This is a genomic window from Candidatus Eisenbacteria bacterium (assembly GCA_016867495.1).
Classification (GTDB): Bacteria; Eisenbacteria; RBG-16-71-46; order CAIMUX01; family VGJL01; genus VGJL01.
The window spans coordinates 1-20,933 of record VGJL01000018.1 but is presented as its reverse complement, the minus strand read 5'-3'; the positions used below and the strand labels follow the sequence as shown (position 1 = coordinate 20,933).

At 64.3% G+C, this 20,933-nt stretch carries 19 protein-coding genes; 5 read left to right on the top strand and 14 right to left on the bottom strand.

The window, feature by feature from the left end:
* From FJY88_04025 to FJY88_03960, 14 genes are all read right to left on the bottom strand, one after another.
* Positions 1-1,872, bottom strand: a complete 1,872-nt coding sequence (locus FJY88_04025) for a hypothetical protein (GenBank protein ID MBM3286507.1) — start codon at positions 1,870-1,872, stop codon at positions 1-3.
* Complete coding sequence (corA, locus tag FJY88_04020; protein MBM3286506.1) at positions 1,863-2,846, bottom strand: magnesium/cobalt transporter CorA; 984 nt, start codon at positions 2,844-2,846, stop codon at positions 1,863-1,865. Before corA ends, FJY88_04025 begins: the two co-directional genes overlap by 10 nt.
* A 1-nt stretch (position 2,847) precedes the next feature.
* Positions 2,848-3,750, bottom strand: coding sequence for a cation transporter (locus FJY88_04015; GenBank protein ID MBM3286505.1), 903 nt, complete (start codon positions 3,748-3,750; stop codon positions 2,848-2,850).
* Between the two features lie 5 nt (positions 3,751-3,755).
* On the bottom strand, positions 3,756-5,123 hold the full coding sequence (locus tag FJY88_04010) for an aminotransferase class I/II-fold pyridoxal phosphate-dependent enzyme (GenBank protein MBM3286504.1): 1,368 nt from the start codon (positions 5,121-5,123) through the stop codon (positions 3,756-3,758).
* The gene (locus tag FJY88_04005) at positions 5,086-6,891 is read right to left on the bottom strand and encodes a formylglycine-generating enzyme family protein (protein MBM3286503.1); all 1,806 of its coding nucleotides are present in this window, start codon (positions 6,889-6,891) and stop codon (positions 5,086-5,088) included. Before FJY88_04005 ends, FJY88_04010 begins: the two co-directional genes overlap by 38 nt.
* Before the next feature lie 192 nt (positions 6,892-7,083).
* Positions 7,084-7,560, bottom strand: coding sequence for a polymer-forming cytoskeletal protein (locus FJY88_04000; protein ID MBM3286502.1), 477 nt, complete (start codon positions 7,558-7,560; stop codon positions 7,084-7,086).
* An 83-nt stretch (positions 7,561-7,643) separates the two neighbouring features.
* A complete protein-coding gene (locus tag FJY88_03995) occupies positions 7,644-8,501 on the bottom strand; it encodes a hypothetical protein (GenBank protein ID MBM3286501.1) in 858 nt (285 codons plus the stop codon).
* The gene (locus FJY88_03990) at positions 8,501-9,379 is read right to left on the bottom strand and encodes a ParB/RepB/Spo0J family partition protein (protein MBM3286500.1); all 879 of its coding nucleotides are present in this window, start codon (positions 9,377-9,379) and stop codon (positions 8,501-8,503) included. Before FJY88_03990 ends, FJY88_03995 begins: the two co-directional genes overlap by 1 nt.
* Positions 9,273-10,133 carry a ParA family protein gene (locus FJY88_03985; protein ID MBM3286499.1) on the bottom strand — a complete coding sequence of 287 codons (861 nt, stop codon included), beginning with the start codon at positions 10,131-10,133 and terminating at the stop codon, positions 9,273-9,275. The genes FJY88_03990 and FJY88_03985 overlap by 107 nt, the downstream gene beginning before the upstream one ends.
* Positions 10,134-10,298: 165 nt before the next feature.
* Positions 10,299-11,009 carry a 16S rRNA (guanine(527)-N(7))-methyltransferase RsmG gene (gene rsmG, locus FJY88_03980; GenBank protein MBM3286498.1) on the bottom strand — a complete coding sequence of 237 codons (711 nt, stop codon included), beginning with the start codon at positions 11,007-11,009 and terminating at the stop codon, positions 10,299-10,301.
* Between the two features lie 43 nt (positions 11,010-11,052).
* Positions 11,053-12,777 carry a membrane protein insertase YidC gene (gene yidC / locus FJY88_03975; GenBank protein MBM3286497.1) on the bottom strand — a complete coding sequence of 575 codons (1,725 nt, stop codon included), beginning with the start codon at positions 12,775-12,777 and terminating at the stop codon, positions 11,053-11,055.
* Positions 12,778-12,839: 62 nt separating this feature from the next.
* A complete protein-coding gene (yidD, locus tag FJY88_03970) occupies positions 12,840-13,049 on the bottom strand; it encodes a membrane protein insertion efficiency factor YidD (GenBank protein ID MBM3286496.1) in 210 nt (69 codons plus the stop codon).
* On the bottom strand, positions 13,046-13,375 hold the full coding sequence (rnpA, locus tag FJY88_03965) for a ribonuclease P protein component (GenBank protein MBM3286495.1): 330 nt from the start codon (positions 13,373-13,375) through the stop codon (positions 13,046-13,048). Before rnpA ends, yidD begins: the two co-directional genes overlap by 4 nt.
* Positions 13,376-13,425: 50 nt before the next feature.
* Positions 13,426-13,560: a 50S ribosomal protein L34 gene (locus FJY88_03960; protein ID MBM3286494.1), complete on the bottom strand. Its 135-nt coding sequence runs from the start codon at positions 13,558-13,560 to the stop codon at positions 13,426-13,428.
* A gap of 672 nt (positions 13,561-14,232) precedes the next feature.
* On the opposite strand from FJY88_03960, the gene dnaA reads away from it, so the two are divergent.
* The 5 genes from dnaA to FJY88_03935 form a co-directional block, all read left to right on the top strand.
* Positions 14,233-15,555 carry a chromosomal replication initiator protein DnaA gene (gene dnaA, locus FJY88_03955; GenBank protein ID MBM3286493.1) on the top strand — a complete coding sequence of 441 codons (1,323 nt, stop codon included), beginning with the start codon at positions 14,233-14,235 and terminating at the stop codon, positions 15,553-15,555.
* A gap of 551 nt (positions 15,556-16,106) precedes the next feature.
* Complete coding sequence (gene dnaN / locus FJY88_03950) at positions 16,107-17,264, top strand: DNA polymerase III subunit beta (protein ID MBM3286492.1); 1,158 nt, start codon at positions 16,107-16,109, stop codon at positions 17,262-17,264.
* 6 nt (positions 17,265-17,270) lie between these two features.
* Positions 17,271-17,633 carry a DUF721 domain-containing protein gene (locus tag FJY88_03945; protein ID MBM3286491.1) on the top strand — a complete coding sequence of 121 codons (363 nt, stop codon included), beginning with the start codon at positions 17,271-17,273 and terminating at the stop codon, positions 17,631-17,633.
* A complete protein-coding gene (gyrB, locus tag FJY88_03940) occupies positions 17,630-19,534 on the top strand; it encodes a DNA topoisomerase (ATP-hydrolyzing) subunit B (GenBank protein ID MBM3286490.1) in 1,905 nt (634 codons plus the stop codon). Before FJY88_03945 ends, gyrB begins: the two co-directional genes overlap by 4 nt.
* Before the next feature lie 61 nt (positions 19,535-19,595).
* A partial coding sequence (locus FJY88_03935; GenBank protein MBM3286489.1) for a DNA topoisomerase 4 subunit A occupies positions 19,596-20,933 on the top strand: 1,338 nt, incomplete at its 3' end.

Here is a 20,933-nt window from a genome sequence, read left to right as displayed (position 1 = left end):
CTACATCCCCTCCTCCGCGACGACCTTCCACGGCTGGCCGATGGCCCCCCTCTCGGGAGGGTCGAGGTCCGCGGGCAGACCGCCCCGCAGCTCGATGTACTCATCGAGCCGCGCCCTCGCCGCGTTGAGGCTCTTCTGCAGGGCGTTGCGGAAGGAAGGATCCTTCTCTCGCGCGATCGCCCAGACGAGGTGCTCGATCCCCCTGTCGACGTAGTTGACCGCCCCGACGTACATTAGCCCGAGGTTTCCGCGCGCCCCGATGTGCTCGGGATAGAAGAGCAAGGTCCGCTCCAGGGCCTCGGCCGCCTCTCGATGGCGACCCTGCTGCATCAGGACAAGGCCTGCGTGGTAGTTGGCCCTGGCATCGATCATGCGGAGAGCGCGAACGTGGCGCGCGCGCACCGCGACCGGATCGAGCGCGCGCAGCGCAAGTCCGTACTCTTTCATCCCCACATAGGCGGCCCCGAGATTCAGGGATGCCGCCGGGAAGTCGCGCCTCAGACGAAGCGCTTCCTCGTAGCGCTCGTTGGCCCCTGAGTAGTCTCTCCTCGACAGGCGCCGATTCCCCTCCTCGAAGATGAGCTGAGGGTTCGCCGGATTGTCGGCGAGCCCCTTCTCCAGGAGCCTCCCGTCCGTTTCCCAATCGGGAACTCTCTGGACCGTGCGTAGACCGAGAAGGACGATGACCCCCACGGCGATCCCGGCCAGGATGGGGCCGCTCTCGCGGCGGTGCGCGAGGGCGCCCCGCGTCGCAAGGAGCCCGAGCCCGACCCACCCAGGAAGAGCGAGATACAGATTGCGCTCGCTGGCGACGCTTCCGGAGATCTCCGCCAGCAGCGCCGGAGCGAGTAGCGGAAGCGCCGCGACAAGGAGAAGCGGCACGAGGGGCATCCGGCCCCATCTCCGCTGCAGAACGAGCCACGCCCCGACCGCGAGGAGCGGCAGCGCCACGGCCGCGAGCGCGAGGACCTCGCCTGTCCCGATCGCAAAGAGCCACGAGTACTCATGGCTCAACTTCAGCGGCAGGAAGATGCGGGCGATCTCCACTGCGACCCCGGCAAGGGCGCGCGCCAGAAGCGGAAGGAAGGGAAGCGCGGATGTCGGATCGACGGCGGGGACCCGGCGCATCACCTCCGGGGTGGCCATCGTCGCAGCGATCCTCCAGAGAAGCGCCACGAGAGTCGCGCCCGCGATCGGCGCATAGTGCCACGCCCTTCTCCGCAGATCCAGCGGCCGGCTCAGGATCGCCGCCAGCGCGACCAGCGGCAGGAGGAATCCTCCCTCCTTGCTCAGCATCGCCAGCAGGGCGAGAGATCCAAGCGCGATCGCTCCGCGGTCCTTGAACCACTCGATGTGCGCCACCTCTTTCGCTTCCAGCCGGCGCGCGAGAAGCAGGATGCTGAGGAAAAAGAAGGCGCCGCAGAGGATCTCGGACAGCCCTCCGAGGTAGAGCACGGTGTGGCTCGCGCCCGGGTGGACGGCAAACAGAATGCCCCCGATCGCTCCCATGATCCTGGAGCCGATGAGGCTCCACAGCAGGAGGAAGACGATCGTCGCGACCGCCGCGTGGAGAATGATCTGGACCGCCTGGTACGCGCCCCGATCGTACCCGAAGAGGAGATGCTCCCCCGCTCTGAAGAGCGTGGCCGCCGGCCGGACCTGCGGGCGGTAGTCGCCCGCCTGCCATCTGCCGGCCAGCGCAAACCCAAAGGCCTCTCCATTGACCGCGCCGTTGGCCCAGATCAGCTCCTCCTCCGAAACCTTGCGCGAGTCGTCCAGGCTTCGGCCGTAGAGCGAGAAAGCGGCGATGAGGCAGACCGCCATGAACGCGACGGCAGTCCCGAGGGTCTTGATTGGAGATCTCACAACCATCCCTTCCTTCTGAACACCACAACCAGCGCGACCTCTATGACGACGAGAGCCCCGATGAGCAGGCCGATCGCCTCCGGGCGGCCGAGACCCGGCAGGTGGCGGAAGTTCATCCCGAAGAACCCCGTCGTGACGGTGAGCGGCAGCCCCATCGTCGCGATGACCGCGAGGATCTTCATCACGCGGTTCGTGCCGTATGCGGCCTGGCCCAGGTAGATCTCCACCGCGGTGTCGAGAAGCTCGTGGATTCGATCGACGGCCTCCGTGAAACGAACGAGGTGATCATAGATGTCTCGGAAGTACGTCCTTTCCTCCGTAGAGATCCACCGGTACTCCCTGACGACCAGATGGCCCAGAAGATCCCTCTGTGGGATCAAGAGCCTTCGGAGATCGAGGAGGCGCCGGCGCGTGGCGAAGATCTCCCGGAGGAGCCTCTCGCCCGGGACGCCGGGCAGTCGCTGTTCGATCTTCTCCATCTCGTCATCGAATGCCTCGAGGAGGGGAGAGTAGCTGTCGACCAACCCATCCAGGAGTTCGCGTAGCAGGCGGTCCGCTCCCTTCTCCAACGGCACCCGCCCCCGCATGCACCTCTCCGCGACAAGGTCGAGGGCGGCGACCGGCTCCTCGTGGAAACTGACCAGGTATCGCGCCCCAAGGAAGATGTCGACCTCCAACGGGGTGAATCTCGTCCCCTCGTCGATGCGCACGCCAAAGGCCACCAGGAAGATCTGATCGTCGTACTCCTCGATCTTCGGGCGCTGGATCGCGTGGTGGACATCCTCGATCGCCAGCGGATGGAACGAAAAGAGCTTCTGGATCCGCTCCGTCTCCTCAGGGGTCGCGTCCTGGATGTCGAGCCAGAGGGGATGGCCGGCTGAGATCTCTCTCTGGATCTCATCGAATCCCTCGACCTGAACCGCGGGGACCGTCGGCCCTTTGTCCACCAAGGCGACGTGACGCGACGCGCGCGTCTTCATCCTAGCGCTCCTCCCTTTCGCAGACCGGCCCTGCGCATTCGCGTCCCCGTTCGTGGTCGATTCCTTCCATCTCGATGGTGCAATGCTCGATGCCGAATCGGTCGCGAAGCATGGCGCGGATCTCCTCCTTCAGCTCGCGCCAGCCCTCCGCCCGGCCGAGCACGATGTGCACGGTCAAGGTATCGAAACCCGAGGCGATCCGCCAGACGTGGAGGTCGTGCAGACCGGCGACCCCGGCGACGCATCTCAACGATCTCTCGACCTCGGGCAAGTCGATGTGCCGCGGCACCCCCTCGATGAGGATATGAAGGCTCTCCCTCGCAAGATGCGCCCCGCTTGCCAAGATGAGAACCGCTATCAGGAAGCTGGCGATCGCATCCGCCTGCGTCCATCCGGTCGTCTGGATGACTAGGCCCGCGGCGATCGCCCCGAGGCTTCCGAGCGTGTCTCCCACAATGTGAAGGAAGGCTCCGCGAACCCCCATGTTGTGGCGGCTTGGGCCATGCAGGAGCAGGAGGCCCACGATGTTGATCGCAAGCCCTGCCGCCGCGACGGCCAGCATCAGGCCCGATCGAATCTCCGGCGGATTCTGAAGACGCCCATGGGCGCGGATGCCGACGATCACCGCCACCCCGCAAAGGAGCATGGCGTTCCCCAGCGCGGCGATCACCTCGAGACGCTTGTAGCCGAAGCTGCGCTTGACGTCGGGGGGCCTGCGCATCTGCACCGCAGCGACCAGCGCAAGGGTCAACGCGGAGACATCCGAGAGCATGTGTCCGGCATCCGACAGGAGGGCGAGGCTGTTCGAGAGCACGCCCCCCATGACCTCGACAAGAAGGAAGCCGACCGTCAGGAACAACACCCAGCGCAGTCGCCCGATCGGCGCGTGGTCCGCGTGGTGCATCCCGCTCAGCGTCCTTCTCCCCCGGCCTCGCCGAGCGCTTCCTCGATGTCGGCCAGAAGATCCTCCCGATCCTCGAGCCCGACGGAGAAACGAACCGTCCCCTCGCGGATGCCGAGGTCCTCGCGCTCTTGCGGCGGAAGCATCCGGTGGCTCGAGGTGGCGGGGTGGGAAACCAGCGTCTCCACTCCACCGAGGCTCGTCGCGAGGCGGATCAGTCGGAGTCCCGACATCAAGGCCACGGCCGCCTCCCTTCCATCGCGAAGCGTGAGGGAGAACATCCCGCCATAGCCGCGCATCTGGCGTGCGGCGATCGCGTGCCCCGGATCCCCGTCCAACCCCGGGTAGTGCGCGCGCTCCACGCGGGGATGGCGGGCTAAGCGTTCTACGAGATACTCCGCGGTCGCCGCCTGGGCCCGCACGCGGACCGCGAGCGTGGCCAGCCCGCGATTCAGAAGCCACGCCGCGAACGGGTCGGCGGATGCCCCGTGGTCTCTTCTTACCCTCTCGAGCCCGCTTTCGTCGTTCCCCCGTCCGACGACGGCTCCCAGCACGAGGTCCGAATGCCCGCCGAGGTACTTCGTCGCGCTGTGCAGCACGAAGTCGGCCCCCCACTCGATGGGGTTCTGCAGGATCGGCGTCGCGAAGGTGTTGTCCACCGCCACGCGCGCGCCCACCCCGTGCGCCAGCGCGGTAGCCCTCGCGCCGTCCACGATCCTCAGCAGTGGATTCGTCGGCGTCTCGAAGTAGACCAGGTCCGGCCCTTCACTGAGCGCCGCCTGGTACTCCTCCTCGTCGTTGATATCCACCCGAATCCACTCGACCCCTAGGCGCGGCAGCAGGCGTGACATGAGATCGATCGTTCCGCCGTAGAGATCGCGCGATGTCAAGATCCGGTCGCCGGTCTTCAACCCATGCCATAGAACGGCGTGAATCGCCGCGAGCCCGGACGAGAAGAGGAGCCCGTAGCTCCCGCCCTCCAGGGCCGCGAGTTTCTCTTCCACAATGCTGAGTGTCGGGTTCCCGTATCGGGAGTAGACATATCCGGGCTTCTTCCCCTCGAAGACGGAGATCATCTCCTCCGGCGTCTCGAATGCGAATGTGCTGGCCTGCACAATGGGCGGCGTGAGGGGCACGCCTATCGAATCGGATCCGGCCTGGTCGGCGGATCCGTGGATCGCGAGAGTCGCGATCTCTCTTTTGCGTTTGCCGGCGCCGCGTGGCGTCATTGTTCGCGCTCCCGGCGGCGAGTCGCCGCCGCCGTTGAACAGAAGCCGCCGCTGACATCTCGGCCGGCGGCGGCTCACTCGATCTCCCTGGGCGGGATTGAGTCCGGTGCTACGGTTTCGTGTACGCCGTCCGGAAGCCCACGACATCGGACGGCTGGTCGGGGTTCCCCGCCTCTCTCGAGGTGACCCGCACGCCCGTGGCGCTGAGAATGTAGCTCCCTCCCCGCAGGACCCTCCTGCTGCCCGAGATGGGACCCTCCGGATTGAGGAGTTCGTCCCTTTCGGGGTAAGGCGCGTACCAGTCCTTCGTCCACTCCTGGGCGTTCCCGCAGACATCGAGGAGTCCGAACTGGCCGGTCCAGGCCGGATACGATCCCACGGGCAACGGCCTACCGATCCGGCTATCCAGGTAGTTGGCCTGATCCGGCCTGATCGTCGTCCCCCAGGGGTAGGAGAACCTCAGCGAGTCGCCCTTCGCCGCGACCTCCCACTCGTGCTCCGTGGGGAGGCGGAGCCCGAAGTGCTCGCAGTAGAGCCTGGCGCCTTGCCAGGTCACGCCCACCACCGGCAGCGCCCGCGATGCCGCCGGAACAGCGACGCTGTCGCCGTCCGGATCGAAGAACAGGGCGGAGCTGTTGAAGTCGAGCAGCAGAAGCGGCTCTCCGGTGGTCGGATAGTACCGCAGGAATGGACCTTCCCGGCGGACCCGCGGAGCATCTCCCGACATGACGCTCTTCAGGTAGCGTAGATAGAGCCGATTGGTCACCTCGGTCTTCTCTATGTAATACTCCGCCGTCAAGCGCACCCTGTGCTGCGGAAGCTCGTCGCTCTGCGGGTTGGACAGATCGGGGCTTCCGACCCTGTAGACTCCCGCGGGAATCAGGATCATGTTCTCCGGCTCGGGAGGCACGGGATTCACGCCGCCGGCCGGCGTGACCTCGAGCTCCTGCGTCGCTCGCGCTGTCGAGTCGGGGAGGTAGGAGTTCTTGGCCTCAAGAACAGGGCGGTAGACTCTCGGGCGATTGTACTTGAAGTCGACTCGCACCGCGGCGGTCAACCCCTCTCCCCAATCCCTGTCCCAGACGCCATCGCCGTCGAAGTCCCATCTGACCGCGATTTCACTGGGCGTGTCCACGCTGTCGCGCGTGACCGACGCATCGAATGTGAAAAGACTGTCGACGGTCCCTCGCGGCGGTTTCACGAAGAATTCGGCCGCGGGGGGATAGAGGTTTCCGCCGAGGTTCAAGACCTTGATCACCATCTGGTCGGATCGGGTCGAGTTGCCTGCGGCATCGAAGGCGCGCGCGAAGAGACGCACACGGCTCCCGTTGCGGATCGCGCGGATGCTGTACCGAGTCCCATAGACCGCCATTCCAGGCGGAGCCTCGATCGAATCCGGGACGGGAGAGAGCGGCGCTGTCAGCGTCGCGATCTGGTCGGGGTTCTGCACGGTCTCGCGGGCGCCCCAGAACTCCACCCTGGAGACGGCGGTGTTGTCGGTCGCCGTCACATAGATGTCGACGTGTTCGGAGTACTCGACCGGCGCCTCGGGTGGCGAGATCGGGAGGACGAATTGGACCGCCGGCCCTTCCTTGTCTTGGTTCCCGGTAACATCGTCCTCAGAGCAGCCCCCATAAAGAAGGAGCCCCAAGCACAGGAGGCACCCCGCCACTCTGCGATATGTGCGTTGCATCCCTTCCCCTCCAGCGCCAACCCAACCCAGTGGACGCGGACTTCCTGGACCGGTGCTCTGAACCGGCAGATCTATGTCTGGACTATAGGATTCCGGCGTTCCATCCGTCAATCGCTCGTGCCTCACGTGAGGCCCTCGGGGCCGCTCCCCCTTGGGGAGAACGCCTTTTCCACACGAAGTCAACATGGCCGGGCGGGGGCGGCTCTGGCGCCTATCTTCCATGTCTCGATATCGTTAGGCCATTAGGTGGCGGCCTGGAGGGGGTTGGTGCCCCTGCGCCGTCCGAAATTGTGGAAAGCCTCCCCTCGTGGCCAGGTCGGTCTGCCCCGGGCGCGTCCCGAGGCTCTCCTGTCGCCGCGAGCGGGCCTGCGCCGGCGCGAGTGGCGGGGCGGCCATCCCGCCCAGGGTCGCGCTTCAGTTCGAGTGGCTCGAACCGCTCTGCGAGTAGATGCTCCTGATCTGGTCGCGCGATCCGCCGGCGGGCGCCGGCTTCACGTCCCTGGTCTGTGTTGCGCCTGGCGGGCCGGCCGTCGCGCCGGCCGTGGCCTCGGTCATCTGGCACAGCCCCTGGAAGAAGACCCCCTCCTCGATCACGAGCGACTGAGTGGAGATGTCGCCGACGAGGCGGGCTCCCTTTCGCAGCTCGATCCGCTTGTGGCCGGTGATCTTCCCATGGATCTCCCCCATGACGAGGATCTCGGCCGCCTCGATGTCCGCCCGGATCTTTCCGGTGGCGCCGATGGTCACGCGGGATTTCGAGAAGAGGGTGCCCTCGAGCGCGCCGTCGAGGCGCACGTCGCCATCCGCCTTCATGTCGCCTCTTACGGTCACCCCTTCCTGGATCAGTGACTGAGAACGCGCGACCCCGGTCTCTGCGGCTTTGCCGAACATGCCTCCTCCCTCTTGCTCCCGGCCAGCATGGAGCGCCTCTCAGGCTACCCCCCACCGCCCCCAAGTGACAACGCGATTCGGCGCTATGGCCTCCCGCCATACAAAGGGAAGAAGGCGCCGGGGTCGACCGGCGCCCCCCTCCTCAGCACTTCGAAGTGGAGATGCGGGGCAGAACTCTGCCCTGTGCTCCCCAAGAGGGCGATCGTCTGCCCCACCTTGACCGAGTCGCCATGGCTGACGAGCAGCGATTGATTGTGTCCGTACCTCGTCTCCCATCCGTCGCGATGCCGCACCACGAGCATGTTCCCGTAGGCCGTGTCCCATCCCGCGAAGACGACTTCGCCGCTCCCGGCGGCCGACACGGGCGCGCCCTCCCTCCCCGCAATGTCGACGCCCAGATGCTCCGGCCTTTTGCCCCCGGCCGTGGCGTACCCCCTGCTCACGGGACCGATGTGCGGCGCGTTGAGAATCGGCCCTTCCCCTTCGCCGTCGGGGCCGTGAGACCAGTCGCCCGGCTCGGCTTCTGCCACGATCGCGTGTGGATCGGGCGCCTCCGAGACACCGATCACGGCTGTGCCGCTATCGGGCACGCCGGCGATCGCATAGAGCTGTCTCCTCACACGCTCGAGGTGCTTGACCTCTTGCTCCAGGTCGAGGAGCTTTGCCGCGCCCGCCCGAAGCACCTGGTTCTCTTGACGGATCTCCCTCAGGACAATCGCATCGCGAATCAGCTTTCCGTAGAGAACGCCGCCCGCGAGAATGAGCGCGAACGCGGAGATCAGAATCGCCGCGAGCAGACGAAGACTCCATCTTGGAAGCTCGACCTGAAAGGCCCTCTCCGCCTGCGCGGGGGTGATCGTGATCGTCACGCTGTTGCGATCGGCGGCCGCGTGCTTCTGAAGCCACGTGACGACGCTGGTCAGCAGCCGTGATCGGTGCATCAGTGCACTTGTACGCCGAGCAGATCGAGAATCCGCTCCAGGTCCTGCTGATCCGCGAAGCGAAGCTCCAGCGTTCCGCCTCCCTTCCTGTTGACGGCAAGGTGGACATCGCTGCCAACGCGCCGGCGGATCGCTTCTTCTACTCGGCTCAGATGCGGGTCCCGTAGCGGGACAGGACGTCTCTTCCTCTCGATCATGCCTGCCGGCCGAGTCGCCTCCGCGATCCTGGCCTCTGCCTCTCGGACCGACCAGGCTCGCTGGATCATTCTCCGGGCCCAGCGAATCTGGTCCTTCGGCCTGGGAAGAGAGAGCAGCGCGCGCGCGTGGCCGCTCGTCAGCGTCCCGGCCACGATCGCCCCCCGCACTTCTTCGGGCAGCTTCAGCAGGCGCAGGAGATTCGATACCGTGCTCCGGTCCTTCCCGACCCGCTCGGCGATCTGGTCATGCGTGTACCCGAACTCATCGTTGAGGATGAGATAGGCCTGCGCTTCGTCGACCGGGTTCAGGTCCTCCCGCTGGACGTTCTCGACCAGCGCAACCTCCAGGCTCTCCTTGTCGTCCAGCTCGACGATGATGACCGGAACCTCCTTCATCCCGAGCCGCTGCGCGGCCTGCAGCCTTCTTTCACCGGCAACGAGCTCGAACCGCCCGGCCACTCGTCTGACAAGGACAGGCTCCAGAATTCCTCTCGTCTTGATCGACCGGACCAGGTCGTCCATTTTCGTTGGATCTGGCGATTTTCTCGGTTGCCACGGATTCGGCCTGATGCTGTCAACCGGGAGCGTCGCCTGCTCGCTCGATCGATCGCTCCTTGTTCCCTCGCTCGGGCGTGGAGGAATGAGAGCTTCCAGGCCCCTCCCCAGCGCTTTCCTGGTCATTTCCCAAGATCTCCTTTGCAAGAGCCACATAGCTTTCCGCGCCTATGCAATGCCGATCGTACTGCGTGATCGGCTTGCCGAAGCTGGGAGCCTCGCCAAGCCTGACATTGCGCGGGATCATCGTCCGGTAGACTCTTGACCCGAAATAGTGGCGCGCTTCCGCGGCGACCTGGGTCGAGAGATTGAGACGGTTGTCGTACATCGTCAGCAGGATCCCCTCCAGCTCCAGGTCGGGATTCAGCGAGGCCTTGATCCTCTCGACCGTCTCGAGAAGCCTTCCGAGGCCTTCCAGGGCGTAGTACTCGCACTGGATTGGGACCAGCACCGACCGGGCGGCAGTGAGCGCGTTGAGTGTCAAAAAACCCAGGGAGGGGGGGCAGTCCATGAAGATGAAATCGTAGCGTTCTCCCTCGGGATCGAGAGCCTTCCTGAGGACCCGTTCTCTGTCGGGCAGGGGAACAAGCTCGACCTCCGCTCCCGCTAGACGCGCATCGCTCGGGAGAAGGTCCAATCCTTCGATTCCCGTACTCCGGATCGCCTCCGCCGCCCCGGATTCCCCAAGAAGCACCTCATACGTCGTCAACTCGTCGGGCCCGGCCAGGACGCCGAGTCCGGAACTCGCGTTCCCTTGAGGGTCGGCATCGATGAGCAGGATCTTCTGGCCGAGCCCTGCCAGCGCGGCTGAGACATTGATCGCGGTCGTCGTCTTCCCAACTCCGCCCTTTTGGTTCGCTATCGCGATGGTTCTGGCCATGAATCCTCGACTTCGGCGTCTGTGGAGGTGCGGATTGCGCGAGCACGGGGAAACCTGCGCGCAAGGTAACAGCCGCCGATCTCGGGGTCAACGATGTTTCACGTGAAACATCGATCGCGCTGGAGCTATTCCGGCGCCCGATGTTTCACGTGAAACACTCGCGCGCTATGCCGCTGGCGCGGCCTGCTTCCTGATGAGGAGGATCCGGCCCTGGGTCCACGGGATCTGGAGGACCTGCTCCAGTCGATACGCCTCGTTGTCAAGGAGCCCCATGCTCCGAGCCCTGCCAACCTCTTCGCTCCAGAGAGGGCCTTTGTAGGTGAGAATTTGCCCGCCCGGACGAACCAATGCCCCGAAGGCGCTCAGCGTATGAGTCAGATCCGCGACGGCGCGCGCCATCAGGAGGTCGAACGCTCCGAGGAGCTGCTGCCGTTCCAGGACTGTCTCCACGCGGGCCGCGATGACCCGCACGCCCCTCAGCCCGAGATCCCGGGCGATCCCGTCGAGAAACACACATCGCTTGTGGGACCCTTCGATGAGCGTGACTTCGCGCTCCGGGTCCACAAGAGCCAGCACCAGCCCCGGAAATCCAGCCCCAGATCCAACATCCACCCACTTCCGTCCACTTCCAGTATCGGCGACCAGGAGTGGCGTGAGGGAGGCCGCCACGTGCTTTTGCACAATATTCTCCAAATCGGCGCGCGAAACCAGATTGTGGTGAATATTCGACAGTTCTATTCTGCAACAGTAGGTTGTCAGGCGCTCGACTGCCTCGGGTTTGATCTCAAGGCCATGGGGCTGGGCCTGCCTGGCGAGCTGCTCGATCTGGCTCCTCCACTCCCCGTCGGGACGGGGGTCGCGCCTCCTGCGCCGCATCAGGCCGCTCCTGCCCGCTCTCTTGCCAGCGCCCCCTCCGTGCTCAGCGCCCGGTTCCCCCTCCGCCGGGGAGCCCCATGTCGCCCGCCCCCATGGCGGCGGCGCCGGCGGACGACCGATTCATCCAGATTTGCTGCAGAACCGTCAGGAGGTTGCTCACCGTCCAGTAGAACACGAGTCCCGAGGGCGTCGAGTAGAACAGGAAGGTCATGAAGATCGGCATGATGTAGCCGAGGCTGGCCTGGCGAGGATCGCTGGGCGTGATCTTCTGCTGCCACACCATCGTCCCGGCCATGATGAGCGGCAGCACATTCAGGGGGAATCCCGCGACGTGCGCGACCGTGTCCGGAGCAGACAGATCCCGCATCCAAAGGAGAAAGGGCTCCTTCCTCAACTGAACCGCATTCGCGAGAACGTAGTAGAGCCCCGAAAGAACGGGAAGCTGAACCAGGACCGGGAGGCACCCCCCGAGCGGATTGATCTTGTTCTTCCGGTAGAGCTCCATCACCTCGCGGTTCTTCTTTTCCGGGTCATTCTTGTATTTTTGGCTTATCCGATCCATCTCCGGCTTCAGCGCTTGCATCCTCTTCATGGAGTTCATGCTCTTCTTCGTAAGGGGATAGAAGATCACTCGGATGAGGACGGAGAGGATCAGGATAACGAAGCCATAGTTCGATATCACCGAGTTCAAGACCACGAAGAACTTCATGAGCAGCTTGGAGAACGGTCTCAGGACCCCGGGGCCCAGGTCCTGCACTCGCTCCAGGTCGAGGCCGTACGACGAGAGACTCGTGTAATGAATCGGCCCGAGATAGAGCTTGTACGATGTCTCCGTGACCCCGGACATCGAAAGCGGCTCCGATATCAGCGCGCCCGCCGAATGCGCGGCTCCGTTGTGGCTCGTAACCACTCGCCTGTCCCGCGGCTGATCAAGGAGAAGGGCTCCAAGGAAGTACTTGTTCCGCACGCCCGCCCAGCGCAGCGTCCCTTCGTGGACTTCGGTCCGACTGCCCTGCCCCCCGCCGGCGCAGCCGAACATCCCGCCCGATGCCCCCTTCTTCATGAACTCCTTGCCGAAGAGCGCGACTGCTGAGGAGGCGAGGTGATCTCCGCGAGGATCTCGCTCCACCGCCGGGAGACCATCGACCCATCCGATCTCCCATTCGCCACCCTCCGCCCTCTCGCCGGCGCCGCTCACGCGAATGTCCATGCGGGCGTCATAGCGCCCCGGCTCGAGCCTGAATGTCCTGACAAGCCCGATCCCTCCGGGCTCCTGAGCGCTGAAGGTGACCACGGTCTCCGTGGGCCCGTATGCCACCTCTGTCGAGAAGCGTGTGGAGTCGGTCCGGATGATCCTCTCGCCATCGCGGATGGCGAACCAGAGAGCGCCGGTCGACCGCGTCCTCACGAGATCGGCCGGTTCCTCTCTCGCGTCGGTGTACCTCTTGAGTCGCCACGACCGGATCGCGCCCCCAACCGGATCGAACTCCGCGCGGAGCACATCGGTCTCCACGACAACGATCCCCGTCGTGTCGGCCATGGCTCCCGGATTGCCCAGCTGCGAGCCCCCGCTGGACAGGCCGGCCGGGGTCGCCACAGCCGGTGGCCGCTGCGGTTGGATCGGGGGCGCCGGCGAAGTCCTCACCGCGCTCGTATCCCGGCCCTCCCGTGGAGCGCCGGGACGGGGGCCGCGCTTTCCGAAGATGAGGGAGTTCGCCGCCAACACGAGTATGGCCAGGGCCATGGCCAGGAGCATCCGTCGATCCATTCGTTCCCCCTATACCTTCCCTGCGGCAGTCTTCTCGGCGCTCTGATTCATTGCTTGGCGCTTCACGGCACAGGATCAATCCCGTGTGGGCCGAACGGGCGGCATCTCGTTAGTCTCCGGAGCGCCAGGAGGGCTCCCCTGGCTACCCCGTGCCGCCGCACGGCCTCCTCCGCGTAGGCGGAGCAGGTCGGATAGAAGCGGCAGCCCGCGGGGAGGTGGGGACTGATGACGCGCCTGTAAACCAAGAGAAGCGACAAGACGAGCCGGCTCATTCCTCGGCTCTCTCTGTCTGCTGGCGGCCGTTTACCATGGCCGCGGCAGCCTTTTTGTACAAATCGGCGGCCTCGGCGCGCACTTCGTTCACGTGCGCCCCTGCGCACGCGGCCCGCGCGATCAACAACAGATCGACGCCGCGGACTCCCTCGCCCGCGCGCAGCGCTCTGCAGCCCTCCCGAAGAAGCCGCTTGCAGCGATTTCGCTTCACCGCGTTGCCGACTCTCCGGCTGGCGACGACTGCGCACCGGACGGCGTCGAGCTCCGTCCCCCGCAGGATCAACACGATGAGGGAACCGCGGACCGCGGTTCCCGTCTTGTACATTAGCTCGAAATCTCTGGCTGTTCGTAGCCGTGGTGGGCGACTGCGTGGATTCAGACGGTCAGGCGCTTGCGACCCTTTGCGCGCCTCCTGCTGAGGACCTTCCGTCCGTCGGCGGTCTTCATGCGCCTCCGGAATCCGTGCGTCCGCCGGCGCCTCCGGTTGTGAGGCTGGTATGTTCGCTTCAATCAACACCTCCCCATCCTCTCAGCAGGCGCTTTCGCTCTGCAAGGACAGTCGTTCATGCTATCCACCCACTCCCTCTGCTGTCAAGCCCCACCCGTAACCCATTGCGCCTGGCCCCTCCCGCCATCCGCATCCCTATCCCCTATCTTCGCGCCTTGCGGGCCCCTCGATCCCGCCCTCCACCTGACCCCCTAACTCCTTTGTCGGCTTAGTGTTGCCGCCCCCTCTCCCTTCTCCAAAAAAGACGTTTCTCTCCTTCTTCCCCTCGATGTTAGGATCCGGCCGCTCCACCGGTTGGATTTTTGTTTATAAGTCCGCCGGGAAAGCGGCCGGGGAGGCGGCCCCCGTCCCCGGCCTGCCCGGAGATCGCGTCCCCGAGGGGGTGTTGATAGTGTGGAAAAGCATGAGAGCAACAGGCCGGGGCGTGCCTGTAAGTGTTCGACAACAAAAGAGATCCACACATGATCTGTCGTGGGGGTTGAACCGCCCCAGGCTGTGGGTTGACCTCGCGTTCTTGGTCGGCGGCGAGGGACCCATCGTGGACAAGGGGTGAGTAGACTGTTGATAAGTGTGTGGAAACCGAGCGCGCGGCAGCCGCTCGTGTGGAGGTGCCGTTGGGGGGGAACCGCTCGGCAGAGCAGTGGGAGTCCGTCCTGTCGTCTCTTCGGAGGCGAATGACCGAACAGCGCTTCACAACGTGGTTTAGACCGATCGTGCCGCGGGAGTTCGAGGAAGACCGCGTGGTCCTCGAGGTGCCCAACCCCTTCTTCGTCGACTGGTTCGAAGAGCACAACCTGCCCCTCCTCCGGCAAGCGATACGCGAATCGCTTGGCTGGGAGCCGGCGGTCGACTTCGCCGTCAAGGAAGACTATAAGGAGCTCTTCCGTAAGGGATTAGGAAGACAGGCGGCCGTGCAGTCCCCGTTCGCCACTCCGGCCCGGGCGGCGCCGGCAAACTCCAACCTCAATCCCAGATTCAGCTTCGACAATTTCGTCGTGGGCCGGAGCAATGAACTCGCGCATGCCGCTTGCCAGGCTGTAGCCAAGGACCCTGGCCATGTCTACAACCCGCTCTTCATCTATGGCGGCGTTGGTCTTGGCAAGACGCACCTGATGCACGCCGTCGGCCTCGCGATCGCGACGGGCTCGCCATCCGCCAAGGTCCACTATGTCGGGTCGGAGACCTTCATGAACGAGATGATCGAGGCGATCAGGGCCGGAACGACAATGGAGTTCCGCGACCACTATCGGAGCCTCGATCTGCTGCTCATCGACGACATCCAGTTCCTCTCTGGCCGGGGGAGGACCGAAGAGGAGTTCTTCCACACCTTCAATAGCCTCTACGACGCGAGCAAACAGGTCGTCGTGAGCTGCGATCGGCCGCCATCCGACCTTGTAACCCTAGAAGAGAGACTGACTTCCAGATTCCAATGCGGCCTGGTCGCGGACATCCATCCGCCCGACCTCGAGACGCGGGTCGCCATCCTCCGCCAGAGATCCGCCCGCGATGGGCTCTCCATCCCCGATCGAGTGATCTTCCTCCTGGCGGAACAGATCCGCGCCAATATCAGAGAGCTCGAAGGGGCCCTCATTCGGCTTTCCGCGCTCGCGTCGCTGACGGGAAGCGCGATCACCGAGGAGCTCGCTCGGGACGCCCTCCGCGACTACATGAAGAATCTCCCGGGCGCTGCGCCGGACGTCACGACCATCCAGCGTGTCGTCTCGAAGTGCTTCGATGTGACTGTGGAGTCTCTCCGCGGCAAGAGGAGAACGAGCCAGGTGGCCCTTGCTCGGCAGGTGGCGATGTACACCACGAAACAGCTCACCGGCCTCACGCTCGTGGAGATCGGAAAGAGGTTCGGCAATCGTGATCACAGCACGGTGATTCATGCCCTGAATCGTGTGGGGGAGGAACTGAAGCGCAGCGAGTCCTTGAGAGCGACTTTGACTCGAATCGAGGAGGAATTGGCGGCCGGAGGCATCGGACAGCGGAAGTAACTTGGTAGTCTATAATAAGTTAGAGCATTGCGCGTTACGGCCCGCGGCGAGAAGTCGGGATTCGGTCTCCAAGGGTGTCCACAATTCCACATCGGTCTGCTTGTGGACGAAGGAATGATGTCGAGAAAACGCGCTCTCTCAACGGCGACCCCACAACATCTCCCCACGGTGGAACGTCCTTTTAACCTATTGTCGCTATTTATGTTACGTAGTCTCTCCGGCCGTTGTCATTCCTATCAACACCCCTATGACTACTACTGAATTGAGATAGACATGAATAGAAGAGAAGACCTCACGGGAGCCGGGCGGATGGCGGCCTTGCCTTTGCTAGATGAAGCTCGTACGATGGTCTAGTTGCGTGGACGGACTATCTTACCAGATCACAAGATAGGGGATTTCAAATGGAGAGCCAGAACTGGCTTGGAAGGCGGCGATAGGCCTCCTTCAATCGGTTCTGAACTTCTTCCGGCTTGATGTTCGAAGGCTTCCGCCAGCGGGCGAGGCGTGACGATCGTCCTCCAGAACTCTGACCTCAATCTTCGGGGGGAAAGATGGATTTCTCGGTGGTCCAGAGCGAGCTTCTAAGAACCCTGCAGCTTGTCGGGTCCGTCGTGCCGTCGAGGAGCGTCCTCCAGACAGCGCTCTCATCAATCCTGATTCGAGCTACTGAGGATGGACAGGTACGGATCGAAGGAACGGACGGGGACCAATACCTACGAACGGAAATGAGGGCGACAGTCGAGCAGGCCGGCGTCGTCGCCGTACAAGGAAAGAGGTTCCTGGAGATTGTGAAGGAGCTGCCCCCGAGCACGATTCGGGCGACGTTGAAGGGGAGCGCCCTCGAAGTCGCCTGTGGACAAGGCAAGTTCCGCTTGGTGACGCGCAGCGTGGAAGACTTTCCTGTCTTGCCCGAGATAGCAGACAAGCAGCATGTCGAGATCCCAGCGGCCGAGCTCGAGCGGCTCGTTCGGAGCACCGCATATGCCGTGGCGACCGATGAGTCGCGAATCGAGTTGAGCGGAGTTCTTCTCGAGGCGACGCCGCAGGAGATCCGGTTCGTGGGAACCGATGGTCACAGGCTGGCGCGAGCGGGTTTTCCGGTGGCGACGCACCAGGACTGGAAGATCCTGATTCCCCCGCGCACGCTCGGGACTCTTCAGAGGCTGATCCCGGAGGCCGAGGACGTGGTCCGCATCGTGGCCGATTCGAAGTACGCGAGATTCGATGTGGGGCCGAGTCAGCTCGTGGGCAGGTTGCTCGGAGGCGAGTATCCGAGCTATGAGCGCGTCATTCCGACGGGGAACGACCGCGTGGCGGTTGTTCGCTGCGAGGAGTTCCGGGCGGCCGTGCGCAGGGTCGGGATCTTCAGCGACGCGTTCACGAAGCGGGTGACGCTGGGACTGGAGCCCGGGAAGCTGCGCATAAGCGTCCAGACGCAGGATGTCGGCGAGGCCGAGGAAGAGATCGCCGCGCAGTACGGCGGAGAGGCGATGCGCATCAGCTACAACGCCTCCTACTTGATCGACATGCTCCGCACCGTCGAGTCGGAGGAAGTCGAGATGGCTTTCAAGACGTCGATGCAGGCGGGACTGTTCCGGCCGGCCGGGGGAGAGGCCGGGAGGCTCCTCTGTCTGGTGATGCCGCTGCGACTGCCGGACGACGAGGCAGGCTCGGCGAGCAAGGAGCGCGAGGGGAGTGAGGCGCGCTAGGCGAAGATGGGGGCGGAGGCAAAGGGATCGGGACTCTCCGGCAGAAGGCGCCGTGGCGGCGGACCGAGCCCCATTGGCGAAGCGCTTTCGACATTCCTTGAGGAACGGGGCCTTCTCCAGAAGATCGAGGATCGCCGGCTTTTCGGCGCGTGGGAAGAGATCGTGGGCGCGACGCTGGCCCGCGAGGCGCGGCCGTTGCGCGTCGAGAAAGAGACGCTCGTGATAGGCGCTTCGAGCAGCGCGCACGCGAGCCAGCTGATGTACCTGAGGCCATGGGTCCTCAAGAGAATCAAGGAGATGTATCCGGGATCACGGATCCGGTCGATCCGGATCGTGAACCGGCCGGACGAGGGGCGAGAGGATCGATGATTCCAGACAGCGCAACGACATATGACGCCAGCAAAATCCGGGTTCTGAAGGGGCTCGAGGGCGTCAGGCAAACGCCCGCGATGTATATCGGATCGACTGGGCCGCGGGGGCTGCACCACCTGATCTACGAGGTCGTGGACAACGCCATAGACGAGGCGCTGGCGGGATTCTGCGACGCGGTCCGAGTGGTCCTTCACAAGGACGGAAGCTGCTCCGTCTTTGACAACGGACGGGGCATACCGATCGACATCCATCCTGAGCAGAAACGGCCCGGAGTAGAGGTCGTGATGACCATGCTGCACGCCGGCGGGAAGTTCGACGGCTCGAGCTACAAGGTCTCGGGCGGGCTTCACGGGGTCGGGGTGTCGGTGGTGAACGCGCTCTCGGAGTGGCTGGAGGTGCGGGTTCACCAGAAGGGACAGATCTACCGGCAGAGATACGAGAGAGGGGAGCCGGTGACCGACCTGGAGGTCGTCGGAACGACCGAGGACCGGGGGACGGAGGTTCGGTTCAAGCCGGACAAGGAGATCTTCGAGGAGACGGTATTCCACTACGAAACGGTCGCGCACCGGATCCGCGAACTGGCCTTTCTCAACTGCGACGTGAAACTCCTGCTCGTCGACGAGAACGACGGCCGGGAGCAGGTCTTCCACTACGAGGGGGGACTGCGCGAGTTCGTGAGCTTCCTGAACGAGTCGAAGACCCCCCTGCACAGGGATGCGGTGCAGTTCAGGCGCGAGCGGGATGAGGTCGTGGTCGAGGCGGCCCTTCAGTACACGGACTCCTTCGCGGAGACGATCTTCACCTATGCGAACAACATCAGCACGGTGGAGGGCGGAACCCATCTCGTTGGACTGAAGCAGGCGCTCACGAGAAGCCTCAATGCTTACGGGCAGAAGAACGGCATCCTGAAGAATGTGATCCTGAGCGGCGAGGATGTTCGCGAGGGCTTGACCGCGGTTCTCGCGATCAAGCTGAGACGCCCGCAGTTCGAGGGGCAGACGAAGACGAAGCTCGGGAACACGGAGGTGGCGGGGATCGTCGGGTCCGTCATCGGGGAAGAGCTTGGCGAGTATCTCGAGGCGCATCCGGCGGAGGCGAAGAGGATCCTGGAGAAATGCGTCCAGTCGGCGAGCGCCCGCGATGCGGCCCGAAAGGCGCGGGACCTGGCCCGACGGAAGAGCATCATGGACGGCGGGGGGTTGCCGGGGAAGCTGGCCGACTGCTCGGAGGAGGATCCGGAGGTCAGCGAGCTGTACATCGTGGAAGGGGACTCCGCCGGGGGAAGCGCCAAGCAAGGGCGCGACCGGAAATTCCAGGCGATCCTCCCGATCAAGGGGAAGATCCTGAACGTGGAGAAGGCGAGGCTCGACAAGGCCCTGGCGAACGAGGAGATTCGCGCCATCATCACGGCCGTCGGAACCGGGTTCGGGGAGGAAGAGTTCGACCTGGCCAAGCTCCGATACCACAGGATCATCATCATGACCGACGCGGACGTGGACGGGAGCCACATTCGAACGCTCCTGCTGACCTTCTTCTTCAGATACATGAAGCCCGTGGTCGAGGGGGGATACATCCATATCGCCCAGCCGCCCCTCTATCGGGCGAAGAAGGGGAAAGTCGAGAGGTATGTCTACAGCGACGAGGAACGGGATCGACTCCTGGAGGAGATGGGGCGAACCGGCGTGCAGCTTCAAAGATACAAGGGGCTCGGCGAGATGAACCCCGAGCAGCTCTGGGAAACCACGATGAACCCAAAGACGCGCACGCTGCTCAAGGTGTCGGTCGAGGACGCGGCGGAGGCGGAGAGGATCTTCTCCATTCTCATGGGCGATCAGGTGGAACCCCGCAGGAAGTTCATCGAAGAGAACGCGCTATTCGTGAGGAACCTCGACATCTAGACAGACCGGCCGCGGGCGCGCGGCGGCCGCATCACCGAACGGTAGGAAGAGCGAGCCAGGTATGGAAGAAAAGGGAGAAAAGCTCGTCCATGTGATGATCGAGGACGAGATGAGGTCCTCGTACATCGACTACTCGATGAGCGTCATCGTCTCGCGCGCCTTGCCGGACGCGCGCGACGGGCTCAAGCCGGTCCACCGCAGGATCCTGGTGGCGATGAACGACCTGAGCTTGAGCCACGATCGGCCATATCGAAAGAGCGCCAAGATCGCCGGGGACGTGACGGGCAACTACCATCCGCACGGAACCGTGGCGGTGTACGACACGATGGTGCGAATGGTGCAGGAGTTCTCGATGCGGCACCCGCTCGTTGACGGGCAGGGGAACTTCGGATCGATCGATGGAGATGCCGCGGCCGCGGAGAGGTACACGGAGGCCCGCCTGACGCGCGTGGCGGAGCGGATGCTCGAGGATCTCGACAAGGAGACCGTGGCGTTCCGGCCCAACTACGACGAGACGCGGCAGGAGCCCGTGGTGCTCCCGAGCTCCTTCCCCAACCTCCTCGTGAATGGTTCGAGCGGAATCGCAGTAGGCATGGCGACGAACATCCCGCCGCACAACCTCGGCGAAACGGTGGAGGCGCTGTCGCACCTGATTTCGCACCCGGATTGCTCCGTGGAGGAGCTGATGGGCTTCATCCAGGGGCCGGATTTCCCGACGGGCGGAATCATCTGCGGGCGGCAGGGGATCCGGGACACATACATGCTGGGGCACGGGCTGATCATGGTGAGGGCGCGCGCGACGATCGACACCCTCAAGAACGGCAAGGACGTGATCCTCGTGACGGAGATCCCTTACATGGTGAACAAGGCGGCGCTCGTGGAGAGAATCGCCGCTCTTGTGAAGGAGGGAAGCGTCGCCGGGATCTCCGACATCCGGGACGAGTCGGACCGCGAGGGCCTGCGGATCGTGATCGAGCTCAAGAGGGACTCGCAGCCCCGCGTGGTCCTGAACCAGCTCTACAAGCACACGCAGATGCAGACGACCTTCGGCGCGAACATGCTCGCGCTGGTCGACAACAGGCCCCGAGTGCTGAACCTCAAGGAGATGCTCGAGGTCTTCGTCGATCACCGGGTCCAGGTCGTCGAGAGGCGGACCCGGTTCGACCTCGCGCAGGCCGAGAAGCGGGCCCACATCCTGGAGGGGCTGCGGATCGCCCTCGATCGGCTGGACGCCGTGATCGCGCTCATCCGGGCCTCGGCCGACGTGGATGCCGCGCGACAGGGGCTGATGGACAGCTTCGGGCTGTCCGAGGCGCAGGCGAACGCGATCCTCGAGATGAGGCTGCAGAGGCTGACCAACCTCGAACGGCAGAAGATCGACGAGGAGTACGCCGAGACG